The following is a 15,145-nucleotide window of genomic DNA, read 5'->3' on the forward strand; positions in this document are numbered from 1 at the left end:
CATGCGCATGGCCCAGCGCCGAACCGTCCCCGATACATGGCGCCACATCGGCGCCCTCGTCCAATCCATCGAGCCAGAAGAATGCGCAAACTACTTCGCAAATGCAGGATATGCTTCAAACTAAGCCAGAACCGCTCTAGCAGCCTCATCGCCGCGCTCCCCGCAGCCCGAAGCCCCGCCTCGGCCTGAGCCCATCGGTTACTCCTGCAAGTCTTCCCACCTTTCGCAAGGTGGACGGGGTCCCGAGGCGCCTGGCGTCTCTGGAAGTTTATGTGAGGCGTAAGGCGCCCCGGGGCGCCGGGATTTAATGGCGGGCAGGTTCTGGGGCTTTGCTAAGGCCATCCCCGAGTTCATGGGGTCCGCCCTTGTTCTGCCCCGCGCCCGCGGGCCTACGGGAAACGACTCCCCCGCCCCCGCTGTCCCGCATGCCTCCGTTCGTCGCGCAGTCCCGTCCGTGCATGCGGAATGGGGCAGAGCATAAGGCGGTTCTGAGCACCGGGGATAAGTCCGGCTCGGCCGGCGGGTGCCGCACCATCTAGCCGTCATCCCCGGGCGAGGCGGGCGGAAGCCCGCCTCGCCCGGGAACTCCGCCCCCGCCGGCGCCCGGGGTGCTGACTTACGTACCTCGGCGCGATTGACCGGGCGGGCGCCGGCGCGTTACCGAAGGCGCGGAGGACGATCATGACGCTCATCGATGACGACCGCCTGTTCGACGCCGAACCCAGGGCGCGAGGCGTGGCCCGGGCCCTCTATGCCGGCATCCGGGACCTGCCGCTGATCTCGCCGCATGGGCATACGGACCCGGGCTGGTATGCGCGCAACGAGCCCTTCGCCGACCCGGCGCAGCTGTTGATCGTGCCCGACCACTACATTTTCCGCATGCTGTTCAGCCAGGGCGTGACGCTCGAGGAACTGGGCGTAGCCCGCCGCGACGGGGCGCCGGTCGAAAGCGACGGGCGGCGCATCTGGCGACGCTTCGCCGAGCACTACTACCTGTTTCGCGGCACCCCGACCCGGCTGTGGTTCGACCACACGCTGGCGAGCCTGTTCGACGTTACGGAGCGGCTGACCCCGCTCAACGCCGACGCCATCTTCGATCGCATCGCCGAACGGCTGCAGGACGACGCCTATCGGCCGCGGGCGCTGTACGAGCGCTTCAACCTCGAGGTGATCTCGACCACCGACAGCGCTCTGGACGACCTCAGATGGCACCAGCAGATCAGGGACAGCGGCTGGCCCGGCAGGGTGATCCCGGCGTACCGGCCCGACGCGGTGGTCGACCCGGATTTCGAGGGCTTCGCCGCCAATCTCGACCGCCTCGGCGAGATCACCGGCTGCGACACCGGGCATTGGGCCGGCTATCTCGACGCGCACCGGCAGCGCCGCCAATTCTTCAAGCGCCTCGGCGCCACCTCGACCGACCACGGCCACCCCACGGCGGACACCGCCAACCTCATGCCCAAGGAAGCCGGCATGCTGTTCGACAAGGTGCGCAGCGGCAAGGCCGATGCCGCCGAGCGCGCGCTGTTCCGGGCGCAGATGCTGACCGAGATGGCGCGCATGAGCGTCGAGGACGGGCTGGTGCTGCAGCTCCACCCCGGCTCGTGGCGCAACCACTCCCCGGCGATGATGGACCGATTCGGTCGCGACAAGGGCTTCGACATCCCCACCCGCACCGACTACGTCAGGGCGCTGAAGCCGATGCTCGATGCCGTCGGCATCGAGCCCGCCCTCACCATCGTGATGTTCACCCTCGATGAATCCAGCTATTCGCGCGAACTGGCGCCGCTCGCCGGGGTCTATCCGGCGCTGCGGCTGGGCCCGCCCTGGTGGTTCCACGACAGCCCCGAAGGCATGCGCCGCTTCCGCGAGCTGGCGACGGAGACGGCCGGGTTCTACAACACCGTCGGCTTCAACGACGATACCCGCGCCTTCCCTTCGATCCCGGCCCGGCACGACGTGTCGCGGCGCATAGACTGCGCCTTTCTCGCCCGGCTGGTAACCGAGCACCGGCTCGACGAGGAGGAGGCGCACGAGGTGGCCCACGAACTGGCCTACGGCCTCGCCAAGCGCGCCTACAGACTGTGAAGAGGAGACAGGCATGACCGCGCCGCAATTGTTCGCGCCGCCGTCGGCAGGCGACTGGGTCGAGGTGCCCGGCGGCAGCCGGCGGCGGGTGGTGCTGTCGCTGCCGGAACTGATGCTGGTCGAGTTCGCCTTCGAAGCGGGCGGGGTCGGGGCGCTGCACGCCCATCCGCACGCCCAGGCCAGCTATATCGTCGAAGGCGCGTTCGAGGTCACCATAGACGGGGCCACCCGAACCCTCGCCGCCGGCGGCGCCTACATCGTGCCGCCGGGCAAGGTGCACGGCGTCAGGGCGCTGGAGAAGGGCCGGCTGATCGACAACTTCACCCCGTGCCGCGACGATTTCCTGTAGCTGTCAATGCCGGCGGGCGGCCGGCGCGGCACGGTCGCCCGGTGCGCTCCCCTGCCCGGGGGGCGGATAAGGCTGCGAGAGTTCCTGCGCCAGCAAGCGGCTGAGCATCTCGCGCTTGTGCGGGTCGGCCTCGGTCCTTAGCTGCTGGCGATAGTTGCGGATGTTCTCGTTGCGCACGAATTCGGCTTGCTTGCTGGTCATGGCGCACCCCTCCCTGACCGATAACGCCAATCCTGCGCCAGGGTTGCGGGAAAGGGGCGCGGGTTATCCACAGCCGCCCGAAACAAGTGGGTAACGCCGCCCTGCGCCCGGCGGAAGCCGGCCGAATCGCGCCTACTCGGGCGAACACGGAGAGGCGGTGTGAAGCTCGACTATCGCGGCCACGAGATCCACATCACCGGCGGGGAAACCTGGTCGGCAGAACTGATCGAACGGCGCAGCGGCGCCCTGCTGCCGACCAAGGCCACCGCTGCGGCAACCGAGCAACTGGGGGACTGCATCGCGCGGGCCCGCGCTCTGGTCGATCTCTATCTCGAAGGTGGGCGGCGCCGCAACGGCGACTGACCCCTGCCCTCCCCATGCCGCGCCCAGGGCGCGCGCAACTCTACCGGATCGGGCTGAGAGATGGTGGAGCCAATCGGAATCGAACCGACGACCTCTTGAATGCCATTCAAGCGCTCTCCCAACTGAGCTATGGCCCCATCTTCCGTTTGGGATGCTCCCCGGCAGGGTTCCCTGCCGGAGCGCGGTGCATACCTATTGAACTGTCCCTCGCGATGCAAGGGGCAATTTCGCGGCCTGCCGCGATCAGCGGTCGTCGCTGCTGCCGACGTCGAAATCGAGGTCTTCGTCCTCGTCCTCGTCTTCCTCGAGGAAGACGTCGCTGTCGTCCTCGCCCAGGTCCTCGACGTCCTCGACGTCCTCGACATCGGGGATGACCTCCTCGTCGCCGGCTTCCTCGGCCTCGGCCTCGTCGAGCGAGACGATCTCGGGGGCGGCCTCGTCGATGACCTCCTCGACCTCGGTCTCCTCGTCCTCGTCCTCGTCGCGGACCGGCCCGGTCTTGCCCCGCCCGACCACCGCCTGCTCGAAATAGGAGCGAGGGTAAGACTTGCCGGTATAGGGCGACACGATCGGATCCCGGTTGAGATCGTAGAATTTCTTCCCGGTCTCGGGGTCTTCCCGTTTCGTACCGCGGTCTTCTTTGGCCAATTGCTTCCTCATCTCGAAAACGCGGGGCCTCCCGCCTCGGTCGTCCGGTTAGGGTGAAAGTTTTCCCCTGTCAACGGGCAAATGGGGCGCCGGCCCGGCACCGCTACGGCGCCGCCGCAGCGGCCGGGACTCGCGCCCCCGCCGGTCGCGTGCTAAGCCCCGCAACGCCCGATCAAATCCCGCCGGTGCCCGCCGCCCATGCCTGCCGCCATCCCCGTTTTTCGCCCGCCCGCCCCCGCCGCCGCCGGCGGCCGCGCGCCATGATCATCGCCGTCGACGGGCCGGCGGCGTCGGGCAAGGGCACGCTGGCCGCGGGCCTTGCCCGCCACTACGGGCTGCCGCATCTCGATACCGGCCTGCTCTACCGCGCCGTCGGCCGGGCTGTGCTGGGCCTCGAGAACGCGCCCGATTTCGAGGCGCAGGCCATCGCGGCGGCGCAGCGGCTCGACCCGAGCGATCTCGACCCGGCCGTCCTGTCCTCGCAGGCCCTCGGCAACCAGGCCTCCCGGGTGGCGGTGATCGCGGAGGTACGGGCCGCGCTCTACGCCTTCCAGCGCGATTTCGCCCTGCAGCCCGGGGGCGCCGTGCTCGACGGGCGCGACATCGGCACGCGGATCTGCCCCGACGCCGACGTCAAGCTCTTCATCGTCGCTGAGGCCTGGGCCCGCACGGAGCGGCGCGCCCGCCAGTTCGAGGCGCGCGGCCTCAGCGTCGACCGGCAGGCGCTGCACGCCCAGATCGAGGAGCGCGACCGGCGCGACCGCGACAATCCCAATGGCGGTTTCTTTCCGGCCGAGGACGCGCACTTGCTCGACACGACCCGATTGGATATAGAAGCCGCACTCCGCGCGGCCGTCGCAATCGTCGACGGGGCCATGGCACGCAAGGCGAAGCAATAGCTTCAATCCCTTCCTTGCGGCATGAAGGCCCCCGAACAGCGACCCAGGGGCCGGCGGGACAGATCTGAGACGGTTTCGATGGAATGGGCACCCGCGCGCCGGGTCGCGCCGCCTGAAGGGCGGGGCGACAGGGGCCCAGGACCATCGCAGGCACACTCCACTCAAACCACCGGTCGCAATCGGAGACAGCATTTGGCACAGCAAACTGTGACTAAGGAAGATTTCGAAGCCCTTCTCATGGACTCGTTCATCGACAACGAGCCGCTGGAAGGCACCGTCGTCAAGGGCAAGGTCGTCGCCATCGAGAAGGACCTCGCCATCATCGACGTCGGCTTGAAGACCGAGGGACGCATCGCGCTCAAGGAGTTCGGCGCCGCCGGCCGCGACGGCACGATCCAGGTGGGCTCGGAGGTCGAGGTCTATGTCGACCGCGTCGAGAATGCCATGGGCGAGGCCGTGCTCAGCCGCGAGAAGGCCCGCCGCGAGGAGAGCTGGGTCAAGCTCGAGGAACTGTTCAACAAGAACGAGAAGGTCGAAGGCGTCATCTTCAACCAGGTCAAGGGCGGCTTCACCGTCGACCTCGAAGGCGCCGTGGCGTTCCTGCCGCGCTCGCAGGTCGACATCCGCCCGATCCGCGACATCGGCCCGCTGATGAACGTGCCGCAGCCGTTCCAGATCCTGAAGATGGACAAGCGCCGCGGCAACATCGTCGTTTCCCGCCGCGCCATCCTCGAGGAGAGCCGCGCCGAGCAGCGCTCCGAGATCGTCCAGCAGCTCGAGGAAGGCCAGGTCGTCGACGGCGTGGTCAAGAACATCACCGACTACGGTGCGTTCGTCGACCTCGGCGGCATCGACGGGCTGCTGCACGTCACCGACATCGCCTGGCGCCGCGTCAACCACCCGTCCGAGGTGCTGTCGATCGGCGAGACCATCAAGGTGCAGATCGTCCGCATCAACCACGAGAGCCACCGCATCAGCCTGGGCATGAAGCAGCTGCAGGCCGACCCGTGGGATGGCATCGAGGCCAAGTACCCGGTGGGCGCCAAGTTCACGGGCCGCGTGACCAACATCACCGACTACGGCGCCTTCGTCGAGCTGGAGCCGGGCATCGAAGGCCTGATCCACGTCTCGGAGATGAGCTGGACCAAGAAGAACGTCCACCCCGGCAAGATCGTCTCGACCAGCCAGGAGGTGGAGGTGATGGTGCTCGAGGTCGACCCCGACAAGCGCCGCATCTCGCTGGGTCTGAAGCAGACGCTGCAGAACCCGTGGGAGAGCTTCGCCGAGAAGTATCCGGTCGGTTCGGTCATCGAGGGCGAAGTCAAGAACAAGACCGAGTTCGGCCTGTTCATCGGCCTCGACGGCGATGTCGACGGCATGGTGCACCTCAGCGACCTCGACTGGCAGAAGCCGGGCGAGCAGGCCCTCGACGAATACAGCCGCGGCGACGTGGTCAAGGCCAAGGTGCTCGACGTCGACGTCGAGAAGGAGCGCATCAGCCTCGGCATCAAGCAGCTCGCCACCGGCTCCGTCTCGGATGCCGCGGGCGAAGGCCTGCGCAAGGGCTCGGTGGTGACCGGCACGGTGATCGACGTCAACGACGGCGGCATCGAGGTGCGCGTTGCCGACAGCGAGATGACGGCCTTCATCCGCCGCGCCGACCTCAGCCGCGACCGCAACGACCAGCGCCCCGAGCGCTTCGCCAAGGGCGACAAGGTCGACGCCCGCGTCGTCGCCTACGACAAGAAGACGCAGAAGCTCTCGCTCTCCATCAAGGCGCTGGAAATCGCCGAGGAGAAGGAAGCCGTGGCCCAGTTCGGGTCCTCGGACTCCGGCGCTTCGCTCGGCGACATCCTGGGCGCCGCGCTCAAGGACCGCGAGAAGAAGTAAGGCAGGCGCGGTCGCGCCGGGACCCGCTCCCGGCGCGGCCCGTTGCCCCGCAGACCCAGGGCCCGCGCAACGCCGCGGGCCCTGTCTTCAAGGGAAACAGGAATGATCCACCCGGACGTCGCCTGGCGCGCCATGACCGGCTACGACCTCGCCGCGGTCGAAACCATCGCCAACCAGGTACACCCGGACTTCTTCGAGTCCGCCGAGGTGCTCGGCGAACGCCAGCGGCTGTATCGCGACGGCTGCTATCTGCTCGAGATCGGCGATAAGCCGGCGGGCTACGTGCTCAGCCATCCCTGGCGCAGCGGTTCGGTGCCGGCGCTGAACGCGCTGCTCGGGGAGCTCCCCGCCGCCGCCGATACCTACTATCTGCACGACCTGGCCCTGCTGCCGGTGGCCCGCCGCGTCGGGGCGGCCAGCCATATCGTCGGGGCCCTCGCCAAGCACGCCGCGGCCAAAGGTCTTGCCAGCATGAGCCTCGTCGCCGTCAACGGCTCGACCGGCTTCTGGCGCAAGCACGGCTTTGCCGTGCAGGAGGCCCCCGCGCTGGAGCGCGTGCTGGCCGGCTACGATGCCGACGCCCGGCTGATGGTCAGGCCGCTGGCCGCCGCGGCGGCGCCTCGCCTTGCATTTGCCGCGGGCGAGGGCTAAGCCCGGCCCATTCCGTGCAGCCAGAGGCGCGTGCATGACCCCCGAGACGCTCAACGATCCAGCCCATCTGATCCCGGCGGCCGGCAAGCTGAGGCGTTCGCGCCGGCTGTGGCGCATCCTGTTCTTCCTGGCCCTCGCCGTGGCGGTGGTGGCAGTGGCCGGGCGCTTCGCGGCCGAGGGCGCCGTCGGCGACCGCATCGCCCGGATCAGCATCGACGGCACCATCTTCACCGACCCGGCGCGCCGGCAGATCATCGAGGCCCTGGGCGAGGACGCGCGGGTGCGGGCGCTCATCGTCGCCATCAACTCGCCGGGCGGGAGCACGGCGGGCGGCGAGGAACTGTACGAGGCGCTGGGCACCGTCCGCGCCAAGAAGCCGGTGGTGGCGGTCATCAACGAGGTCGGTGCATCGGCCGCCTACATGACGGCGATCGCGGCCGACCGCGTGTTCGCCCGCCGCCTCTCCATCGTCGGCTCCATCGGCGTCTATTACCAGCACATCGATGCCGGCAAGCTGCTCGGCACCATCGGCCTCGACTTCGACAAGGTGCAGACCGGCCCGTTCAAGGCCGAGCCCGACATCGACGAGCCGATGACCGGCGCCGTCAGGGCGGCGCTGCAGGGGCTGGTCGACGATTCCTTCGGCTGGTTCGTCGACGTCGTCGCCGAGCGGCGCGGCCTCAGCCGGCCGCAAACGCTGGCCCTGGCCGACGGGCGCATTCTCACCGGCCGGCAGGGGGTCGGCAACGGCCTCATCGACGCCATCGGCGGGGAGGCGGAAGCGCTCGCCTGGCTGGAGAGCGACATGCGGATCGCCGCCGACCTGCCGGTCGTCGATTCCTATCCGCTGCCCGAGCAGGACTGGTTCGGCCTCGGCCGCTGGCTGGGGGGGCAGGCCCGTGCGGCGCTTGGCCTGCCGGCCCGCGGCCCGATCGCGCTTGACGGGCTGGTTTCGCTTTGGCAGGCTGACCTGCAGAAATGATCCCACGCCTGTCCGTGGAGGAACGCCGGGAGGCGGCATGATCAAGTCCGAGCTCGTGCAGAAACTGGCCGACGAAAATCCGCATCTGTTCCAGCGCGATATCGAGAACATCGTCAACGCCATCCTCGACGAGGTGGGCGATGCAATGGCGCGCGGCGACCGCGTCGAGTTGCGCGGCTTCGGCGCCTTCTCGGTCAAGAACCGCCCGGCCCGCATCGGGCGCAACCCGCGCACCGGCGAACAGGTGCAGGTGGGTGAGAAATACGTTCCCCAGTTCAAGGCGGGCAAGGAAATCCGCGAACGGCTCAACCGCTAGGGTGCGCATGCAGCCAACGGGGGCCAGGGGCAAGCATTCATGATCAGGCGCATCGTGGGCTGGTTCGTGCTGGTGCCGCTATGCGTGGTGCTGATCGTGTTCGCGCTCGCCAACCGCCAGACCGTAGAAGTGAACTTCAACCCCTTCGCCACCCCGGCGGAGGCCGGTGCCCAGGCGTTGGGCGTGCCGCTGTTCCTCGTGATCTTCGCCGTCCTGCTGGTCGGCGTCCTGCTCGGGGGGGTCGCGACCTGGTTCGCCCAGGGCCCGCACCGGCGCGACGAGAAGCACTTCCGGCGCGAAACCGAGCGCCTCTACCGCGAGCTCGACGCGGCGCGACGCGCGCCCGCCAACACCGTCCTGCTCGAAGCGGACGATTTTGCCAACCAGTAAAGGCCCATGCCCGACCCCCTCATCGTCAAGATCTGCGGCATCAGGACACTGTCCATCCTAGAGGCCGCCATCGAAGCCGGCGCCGACATGGTCGGTTTCGTGCACTTCCAGCGCAGCCCGCGCCACGTCGACCTCGAAGGCCTGCAACAGCTCATCTCGGCGGCACGCGGCCGGGTCGAGACCTGCGTGCTGCTGGTCAATCCCGATAATTCCACGGTGATGGAAGTGGCGGCGCTGAGCCCCGACTGGATCCAGCTGCACGGCCCGGAGACCCCGCACCGGGTCCGGGCCGTCCGCGAGGAGGCGGGCATCGCGGTGCTCAAGGCCATCGGCATCGCCTCCGGCGAGGACGTGGCCACGGTGCCGGCCTTCGCCGACGCGGCCGACCGGCTGTTGCTCGACGCCAAGGCGCCGAAGGGCATGGAGCGCCCGGGCGGCTGGGGCGTCGCCTTCGACTGGGGCCTGCTCAAGGCGCTTGACCCGGGCTTGCCATTCATGCTTTCGGGGGGGCTGACGCCGACCAGCGTGGGCGGGGCTATCACGGCGGTGCGGCCGATGGGCGTCGACGTCTCCTCGGGGGTCGAAACGACGACGGGAGAGAAGGATGCGGGGCTGATCCGCGCCTTTGTCAACGAAGCGCGGGCGGCGCACGGATAGGAGCAGTGGACGTGGAAAGCATCGGGGCCAACAGTCTGCGCACCGGCCCCGACGAGCGCGGCCGTTTCGGGCAATATGGCGGCCGCTTCGTTGCCGAGACGCTGATGCCGCTCATCCTCGAGCTGGAGCAGGCCTACCGCGCCGCCAAGGCCGACCCCGCCTTCCTCGCGGAGCTCGACGGGCTGCGCAGCCATTATGCCGGCCGACCCTCGCCGCTCTACTTCGCCGAGCAGCTCAGCGCCACGCTGGGCGGAGCCAGGGTGTACCTGAAGCGCGAGGACCTCAACCACACCGGCAGCCACAAGATCAACAACTGCCTGGGCCAGATCCTTCTGGCGAGGCGCATGGGCAAGACCCGCATCATCGCCGAGACGGGCGCCGGCCAGCACGGCGTCGCGACGGCGACGGTCGCCGCCCGGTTCGGGTTGCCAGCCACCATCTTCATGGGCGCGACCGACGTCGAGCGGCAACGGCCCAACGTGCTCAGGATGCACATGCTGGGTGCGGAGGTGAGGTCGGTGACGGCCGGCGCCGGTACGCTCAAGGACGCCATGAACGAGGCGCTGCGCGACTGGGTCACCAATGTCGAGAGCACCTACTATTTGATCGGCACCGCCGCCGGGCCGCACCCCTACCCGGAGATGGTGCGCGACTTCCAGACGGTGATCGGCGAGGAAATCCGCGCCCAGATGCTGGCGGCGGAGGGCCGGCTGCCCGACGCGCTGGTGGCCTGCATCGGCGGCGGCTCCAACGCCATCGGCACCTTCCACCCGTTCCTCGACGACCGCGAGGTCAGGATCTACGGCGCCGAGGCGGGCGGGCACGGCCTCGACGTCGCCAACGGCCATGCCGCGTCGATGGCCGGCGGCCGCCCCGGCGTGCTGCACGGCAATCGCACCTACCTGCTGCAGGACGAGGACGGCCAGATCCTCGAGGGCCACTCCATCTCGGCCGGCCTCGATTATCCCGGCGTCGGCCCCGAGCATGCCTACCTCAAGGATACGGGACGGGTCACCTATGTGCCGATCACCGACGCGGAGGCGCTCGAGGCCTTCCAGCTGCTGACCAGGACCGAGGGCATCATCCCGGCGCTGGAATCGGCGCACGGGCTGGCGCAGGTGATGAAGCTCGCGCCGACGATGGGCAAGGACGAAACCATCGTGCTGTGCCTGTCGGGCCGCGGCGACAAGGACGTGGAAAGCGTCGGCAAGCATCTGGGGATGAGTTTCTGATGAGTGAGCGCCTCGCCGCCCGCTTCGCCGCCTGCGCGCGCGCCAACCGCCCGGCGCTCGTGACCTTCACCATGGCCGGCGACCCCGACCACGAAACCAGCCAGGCGATCCTCGAGGCCCTCCCCGGCGCCGGCGCCGACGTGATCGAACTGGGCATGCCGTTTTCCGATCCGATGGCCGACGGCCCGGGCATCCAGATGGCGGGCCAGCGCGCGCTCAGTGGCGGGCAGACGCTGCGCCGCACGCTGGCCATGGTGCGCGCGTTCCGCCAGCGCGACGCCGATACGCCGATCGTGCTGATGGGCTACTACAATCCCATCTACGTCTTCGGCGTCGAGGCGTTCGTCGCCGCCGCCCGGGGCGCCGGCGTCGACGGGCTGATCGTCGTCGACCTGCCGCCCGAGGAAGACGAGGAACTGTGCCTGCCGGCGCTCGCCGCCGGCCTCAACTTCATCCGCCTGACGACGCCGACGACCGACGAACGCCGGCTGCCGGCGGTGCTCAGGAACACCTCCGGCTTCGTCTACTACGTGTCGATGACCGGCATCACCGGGGCGGCGATCAAGAACCGCGCGGCGGTGGGCGAAGCGGTGCGCCGCATCAAGGCGCACACGCAGCTGCCGGTGGCGGTGGGCTTCGGCATCAAGACCGCCGACGACGCCGCCGTGATCGGCAAGGATGCCGACGGCGTCGTGGTGGGAACGGCGTTGTGCAATGCCATCGCGCAGAGCCTCGACAACGGCCTCGCCACGGCCGGCACGGTGGCGGCGGCGACAGCGCTGGTGCGCGACCTCGCCGCGGGCACGCGGCGCGCCCGGACTTGATCAAGGCCCTGTCCGTGCTGCGCCTTGCTTTGCGTGGCGGCCGGGACCTGATAATATTCGCCACAATCACCACCTAAAGGGCCGGGGCGGCGCGGCATCAGGCGCGCCCGTGAAGAGCCCACGCGCAGGCAAGGCAGATGAACTGGATCAATAACCTCGTCCGTCCGAAAATCCGGTCGTTCCTCAACCCGGCCGCGAAGAAGGAGACGCCGGAAAACCTCTGGGTCAAGGACCCCGAGTCGGGCGAGATGGTGTTCTACCGCGACCTCGAAGCCAACCAGTGGGTGGTGCCCAATTCCGGCTACCACATGAAGATCAAGGCCGCCGACCGGCTGGCGACCTTCTTCGACGAGGGCAAGTACCAGACGGTGGCGCTGCCCGCGGTGCCGCAGGATCCCCTGAAGTTCCGCGACTCCAAGCGCTATGTCGACCGCCTGCGCGACAGCCGCACCAAGACCGGTGCCGAGGACGCGGTCACAGTCGCCACCGGCAAGCTCTACGGCCAGGACATCACCGTCGCGGTGCAGGATTTCGACTTCATGGGCGGCTCGCTCGGTCTCGCCGCCGGCGCCGCCATCGTGCGCGGCCTCGAGACGGCGCTCACCAACAAGACCGCCTTCATCATGTTCGCCGCCTCGGGCGGGGCGCGCATGCAGGAGGGCGCGCTGTCGCTGATGCAGATGCCGCGGACCACGGTTGCGGTGCAGCGGCTCAAGGAAGCGGGCCTGCCCTATATCGTCGTGCTGACCAATCCGACCACCGGCGGCGTCACCGCCTCCTATGCCATGCTCGGCGACGTCCACATCGCCGAGCCGGGGGCGCTGATCGGCTTCGCCGGCGCGCGCGTGATCGAGCAGACCATCCGCGAGAAGCTGCCCAAGGGCTTCCAGCGCTCGGAATATCTCTACGACCACGGCATGGTTGACATGGTGGTGCACCGCCACAACCTGCGTTCGACCATCGGCTCGCTGGTCGGCATCCTGACCAAGCGACCGGCGCCGGCAGCGCTGAGTGCCAATGCGCCGGCTCGGGTGATCGCCCAGACGCTGGCGACGCCGGGCGACGACGACCTGGTCGTGGCTCCGCCGGAGGCGGCGCACGCCGAGTGACCCGCGCCCGGCCCCGCCAGCGGTGGCGGGGGGCGGGCGAATGCACTATCAAGAGCACGCCAACACCTTCTAACGCCTGATCCCGTTGCCGCCGGCCCACGGCGCCGGGGACACGTGCAACGGATTCTCCTCCATGTCGCGCACCGACGCCATCCTCAAGCGCCTGCTCACGCTCCACCCCAAGCTCATCGACCTGCATCTCGACCGGCAATTGCGGCTGCTCGAGGATCTGGGCCGGCCGCAGGACCGGTTGCCGCCGGTCATCCACGTCGCCGGCACCAACGGCAAGGGTTCGACCATCGCCTATCTCAGGGCCTTCCTCGAGGCGGCGGGCAAGCGCGTGCACGTCTACAACTCGCCGCACCTGGTGCGTTTCAACGAGCGCATCCGGCTGGCCGGGAAGCTGGTGTCGACCCGCCGGCTCAACGCCACCCTGGAGCACTGCGAGCGGGTGAACGCCGGCCGGCCGATCACCTTCTTCGAGATCACCACGGCGGCGGCGCTCACGCTCTTCGCCGAGGTGCCGGCCGACTACCTGCTGCTGGAAGTGGGCATGGGCGGCACGCACGATTCCACCAATGTGGTCGACCACCCGCTGGGGGTGGTCATTACCCCGGTCGACCTTGACCACCAGAGCTTCCTCGGCCGCACGATCGAGCAGATCGCCGGCAACAAGGCCGGCATCCTCAAGCGCGGCAGCCCGGCGGTGGTCGGGGTGCAGCGCCCGGACGGGCTGGCGGTCATCGAGAAGCGGGCGGCGGCGCTGGGCGTCGTGCCCTTCGTCGCCGGGCGCGACTATGACGGCCACGCCGAGCGCGGGCGGCTGGTCTACCAGGACGCGGACGGGCTGCTCGACCTGCCGGCGCCGGCACTGGCCGGGCCGCACCAGTTCCAGAATGCGGCCCTGGCGGTGGCGGCGGCGCGGCACTTCCGGCTGCCGGTCAGCGCCGCGCAACTGGCACGCGGCCTCAGATCCGTCGTCTGGCCGGCGCGGCTGACCCCGCTCAAGGGCCGGCTGCGCGACCTGCTGCCGAAGGGCCACGAACTCTGGCTCGACGGCGGCCACAACGCCCACGGTGCCGCGGCGCTTGCCGCCGCGCTCGACGAGATGCAGCGCAGCCGGCCCAAACCGCAGGTGCTGGTCGTGGGCATGATGAACACGCGCGCGCCGGAAGATGTCCTCGAGGCGTTCCGGGGCCGGGTGCAGGCGGTCTACGCGCTGACCATCCCGGGAGCGCAGAACGCCCACCGCGCCGGCGCGATCGCGGCGGCCGCCCGTACCGCCGGGTTCGCGGCGACCCCGAAGCGCTCGGTCGAGGCGGCGCTCGCCGCCGCGGCGGCGACGGACGGCGCCCGCGTCGTCATCTGCGGCTCGCTCTATCTCGCCGGGCACGTACTCGACCGCAACGGCACGCCCCCCGACTGAACGGGCTGAAAAACAACGACGCCGCCAGCGAGACTGGCGGCGCCAAAATCACGGATGTTTGCCGCGTCAGGCGGCGTGGCTCTCCAGCCACTTGGACAGGCCGGCCTTGGGCGTGCCGGCGCCGATCTTCATGTCGGCGGCCTCGCCGCCCTTGAACAGGATCATCGTCGGGATCGAGCGCACCCCGTACTTGACGGTGGTCGAGGGGTTCTCGTCGACGTTGAGCTTCACGATCTTCACCTTGCCGGCCAGTTCGCTCGACAGTTCCTCGAGCACCGGCGCAATGGCGCGGCACGGCCCGCACCACTCGGCCCAGAAGTCCACGAGCACCGGCTCCTTGGAGGACAGGACTTCCTCGCCAAACGTGGCGTCGGAAACTTGCTTGGTCATTGGTTTGCCCTTTGGGTTGAAAGCGGCGGTTCTCTTGAGCGAAAAGCTAGGGTGAGTCCAGTCGCTGTGCAACGCGGCTCACCGCACGGTGAACTCCCGGACGCTGTCGGCCAGAACCTCACGCGGCAATTCTAGCAGCGATTCCAAAGAGGTCCAGAGGATGGCGGCAGCGACACGTCGTCCCGGGAAGAGCTGGTCTGCGACCAGCGCATAGAGCCCGAGCTGCGTGCGATAGGCCGCCGGCACGGTTTCCGGCCCCGCCGGCACCGCCGCATCGGACTTGAAATCGACGACCAGCACGCGGTCGGGCCCGACCACCAGCCGGTCGATGCGGCCGGCGAGGCGGATGCCGGCGCCGTCGCGGCTCGCCTCGGCGAGGAACGGCACTTCGGCCCGGCTGTCGGGGCCGAACAGCGGCGCGAATTCGGGCCGGTCGAGGATGGAGATGGCCTTGCGCAGCAGCGCCGGGTGTTCGTCGGGAAACTCCGGCAGCAGCACCGGCAGCGCCCGCCCTGCGACGCGCCGGCGGTCGGCGGCAGGCACGCGGGCCAGGTGCTGCAACAGGGCGTGCAGGGCAATGCCCTTGCGACGCGCGAGATCGGCATCGACGGCGGCGGCCTCCGCCGTGGTTTCGAGGGCGCGGCTCACGTCGGCGGCGGCGAAGGCTGCCGACGGCCGCACCACCGGTACCGGCCGGTAGGCCGGCAGGGGCGGCAGCCGCACGGGTCCC

General features: G+C 69.3%; 18 protein-coding genes, 1 tRNA gene and 1 pseudogene. 15 read left to right on the forward strand and 5 right to left on the reverse strand.

The window, feature by feature from the left end; all coding sequences use genetic code 11:
* From VGD93_RS03945 to VGD93_RS03955, 3 genes and pseudogenes are all read left to right on the forward strand, one after another.
* Positions 1–124 (forward strand): annotated as a pseudogene (locus VGD93_RS03945) (IS630 family transposase); the annotation flags it as partial.
* Between the two features lie 557 nt (positions 125–681).
* Positions 682–2,088 carry a glucuronate isomerase gene (uxaC, locus tag VGD93_RS03950; protein WP_395009400.1) on the forward strand — a complete coding sequence of 469 codons (1,407 nt, stop codon included), beginning with the start codon at positions 682–684 and terminating at the stop codon, positions 2,086–2,088.
* 13 nt (positions 2,089–2,101) lie between these two features.
* Positions 2,102–2,437 carry a cupin domain-containing protein gene (locus tag VGD93_RS03955; RefSeq protein ID WP_395009402.1) on the forward strand — a complete coding sequence of 112 codons (336 nt, stop codon included), beginning with the start codon at positions 2,102–2,104 and terminating at the stop codon, positions 2,435–2,437.
* A gap of 3 nt (positions 2,438–2,440) precedes the next feature.
* On the opposite strand, the gene VGD93_RS03960 is transcribed toward VGD93_RS03955, so the two are convergent.
* Positions 2,441–2,638: a hypothetical protein gene (locus VGD93_RS03960; protein ID WP_395009404.1), complete on the reverse strand. Its 198-nt coding sequence runs from the start codon at positions 2,636–2,638 to the stop codon at positions 2,441–2,443.
* A 159-nt stretch (positions 2,639–2,797) separates the two neighbouring features.
* Here VGD93_RS03960 and VGD93_RS03965 point away from each other — a divergent pair, with 159 nt between their 5' ends.
* Positions 2,798–3,001, forward strand: a complete 204-nt coding sequence (locus VGD93_RS03965) for a hypothetical protein (protein ID WP_395009406.1) — start codon at positions 2,798–2,800, stop codon at positions 2,999–3,001.
* Between the two features lie 61 nt (positions 3,002–3,062).
* Here VGD93_RS03965 and VGD93_RS03970 read toward each other — a convergent pair.
* Positions 3,063–3,138 (reverse strand) — tRNA-Ala (locus VGD93_RS03970).
* Between the two features lie 106 nt (positions 3,139–3,244).
* Entirely contained in the window at positions 3,245–3,649 is a 405-nt protein-coding gene (locus tag VGD93_RS03975; protein WP_395009407.1) for a TIGR02300 family protein, read from the reverse strand.
* A 260-nt stretch (positions 3,650–3,909) separates the two neighbouring features.
* Here VGD93_RS03975 and VGD93_RS03980 point away from each other — a divergent pair, with 260 nt between their 5' ends.
* From VGD93_RS03980 to VGD93_RS04030, 11 genes are all read left to right on the forward strand, one after another.
* Positions 3,910–4,548 (forward strand): (d)CMP kinase, encoded by a 639-nt coding sequence (locus VGD93_RS03980; RefSeq protein WP_395009409.1) that lies wholly within the window; start codon positions 3,910–3,912, stop codon positions 4,546–4,548.
* A 192-nt stretch (positions 4,549–4,740) separates the two neighbouring features.
* A complete protein-coding gene (rpsA, locus tag VGD93_RS03985) occupies positions 4,741–6,438 on the forward strand; it encodes a 30S ribosomal protein S1 (protein WP_395009411.1) in 1,698 nt (565 codons plus the stop codon).
* Positions 6,439–6,540: 102 nt separating this feature from the next.
* A complete protein-coding gene (locus VGD93_RS03990; RefSeq protein WP_395009413.1) occupies positions 6,541–7,089 on the forward strand; it encodes a GNAT family N-acetyltransferase in 549 nt (182 codons plus the stop codon).
* 34 nt (positions 7,090–7,123) lie between these two features.
* Positions 7,124–8,071, forward strand: a complete 948-nt coding sequence (sppA, locus tag VGD93_RS03995; RefSeq protein ID WP_395009415.1) for a signal peptide peptidase SppA — start codon at positions 7,124–7,126, stop codon at positions 8,069–8,071.
* Between the two features lie 37 nt (positions 8,072–8,108).
* Positions 8,109–8,387, forward strand: coding sequence for an integration host factor subunit beta (locus VGD93_RS04000; protein ID WP_395009417.1), 279 nt, complete (start codon positions 8,109–8,111; stop codon positions 8,385–8,387).
* A 39-nt stretch (positions 8,388–8,426) separates the two neighbouring features.
* Positions 8,427–8,777 (forward strand): lipopolysaccharide assembly protein LapA domain-containing protein, encoded by a 351-nt coding sequence (locus tag VGD93_RS04005; protein WP_395009419.1) that lies wholly within the window; start codon positions 8,427–8,429, stop codon positions 8,775–8,777.
* Positions 8,778–8,783: 6 nt separating this feature from the next.
* Positions 8,784–9,434, forward strand: coding sequence for a phosphoribosylanthranilate isomerase (locus tag VGD93_RS04010; RefSeq protein ID WP_395009421.1), 651 nt, complete (start codon positions 8,784–8,786; stop codon positions 9,432–9,434).
* Between the two features lie 11 nt (positions 9,435–9,445).
* A complete protein-coding gene (gene trpB / locus VGD93_RS04015) occupies positions 9,446–10,666 on the forward strand; it encodes a tryptophan synthase subunit beta (RefSeq protein ID WP_395009423.1) in 1,221 nt (406 codons plus the stop codon).
* Positions 10,666–11,490, forward strand: a complete 825-nt coding sequence (gene trpA, locus VGD93_RS04020) for a tryptophan synthase subunit alpha (protein ID WP_395009425.1) — start codon at positions 10,666–10,668, stop codon at positions 11,488–11,490. The genes trpB and trpA overlap by 1 nt, the downstream gene beginning before the upstream one ends.
* 137 nt (positions 11,491–11,627) lie before the next feature.
* Positions 11,628–12,599: an acetyl-CoA carboxylase, carboxyltransferase subunit beta gene (gene accD / locus VGD93_RS04025; protein ID WP_395009427.1), complete on the forward strand. Its 972-nt coding sequence runs from the start codon at positions 11,628–11,630 to the stop codon at positions 12,597–12,599.
* A 133-nt stretch (positions 12,600–12,732) separates the two neighbouring features.
* A complete protein-coding gene (locus tag VGD93_RS04030) occupies positions 12,733–14,025 on the forward strand; it encodes a bifunctional folylpolyglutamate synthase/dihydrofolate synthase (protein ID WP_395009428.1) in 1,293 nt (430 codons plus the stop codon).
* Positions 14,026–14,091: 66 nt separating this feature from the next.
* Here the strand turns inward: VGD93_RS04030 and trxA are convergent, their stop codons facing one another.
* Entirely contained in the window at positions 14,092–14,415 is a 324-nt protein-coding gene (trxA, locus tag VGD93_RS04035; RefSeq protein ID WP_395009430.1) for a thioredoxin, read from the reverse strand.
* Between the two features lie 78 nt (positions 14,416–14,493).
* A partial coding sequence (locus VGD93_RS04040; RefSeq protein WP_395009432.1) for a PD-(D/E)XK nuclease family protein occupies positions 14,494–15,145 on the reverse strand: 652 nt, incomplete at its 5' end.

Source organism: Devosia sp. (assembly GCF_036406155.1).
Taxonomy (GTDB): domain Bacteria; phylum Pseudomonadota; class Alphaproteobacteria; order Rhizobiales; family Devosiaceae; genus Devosia_A.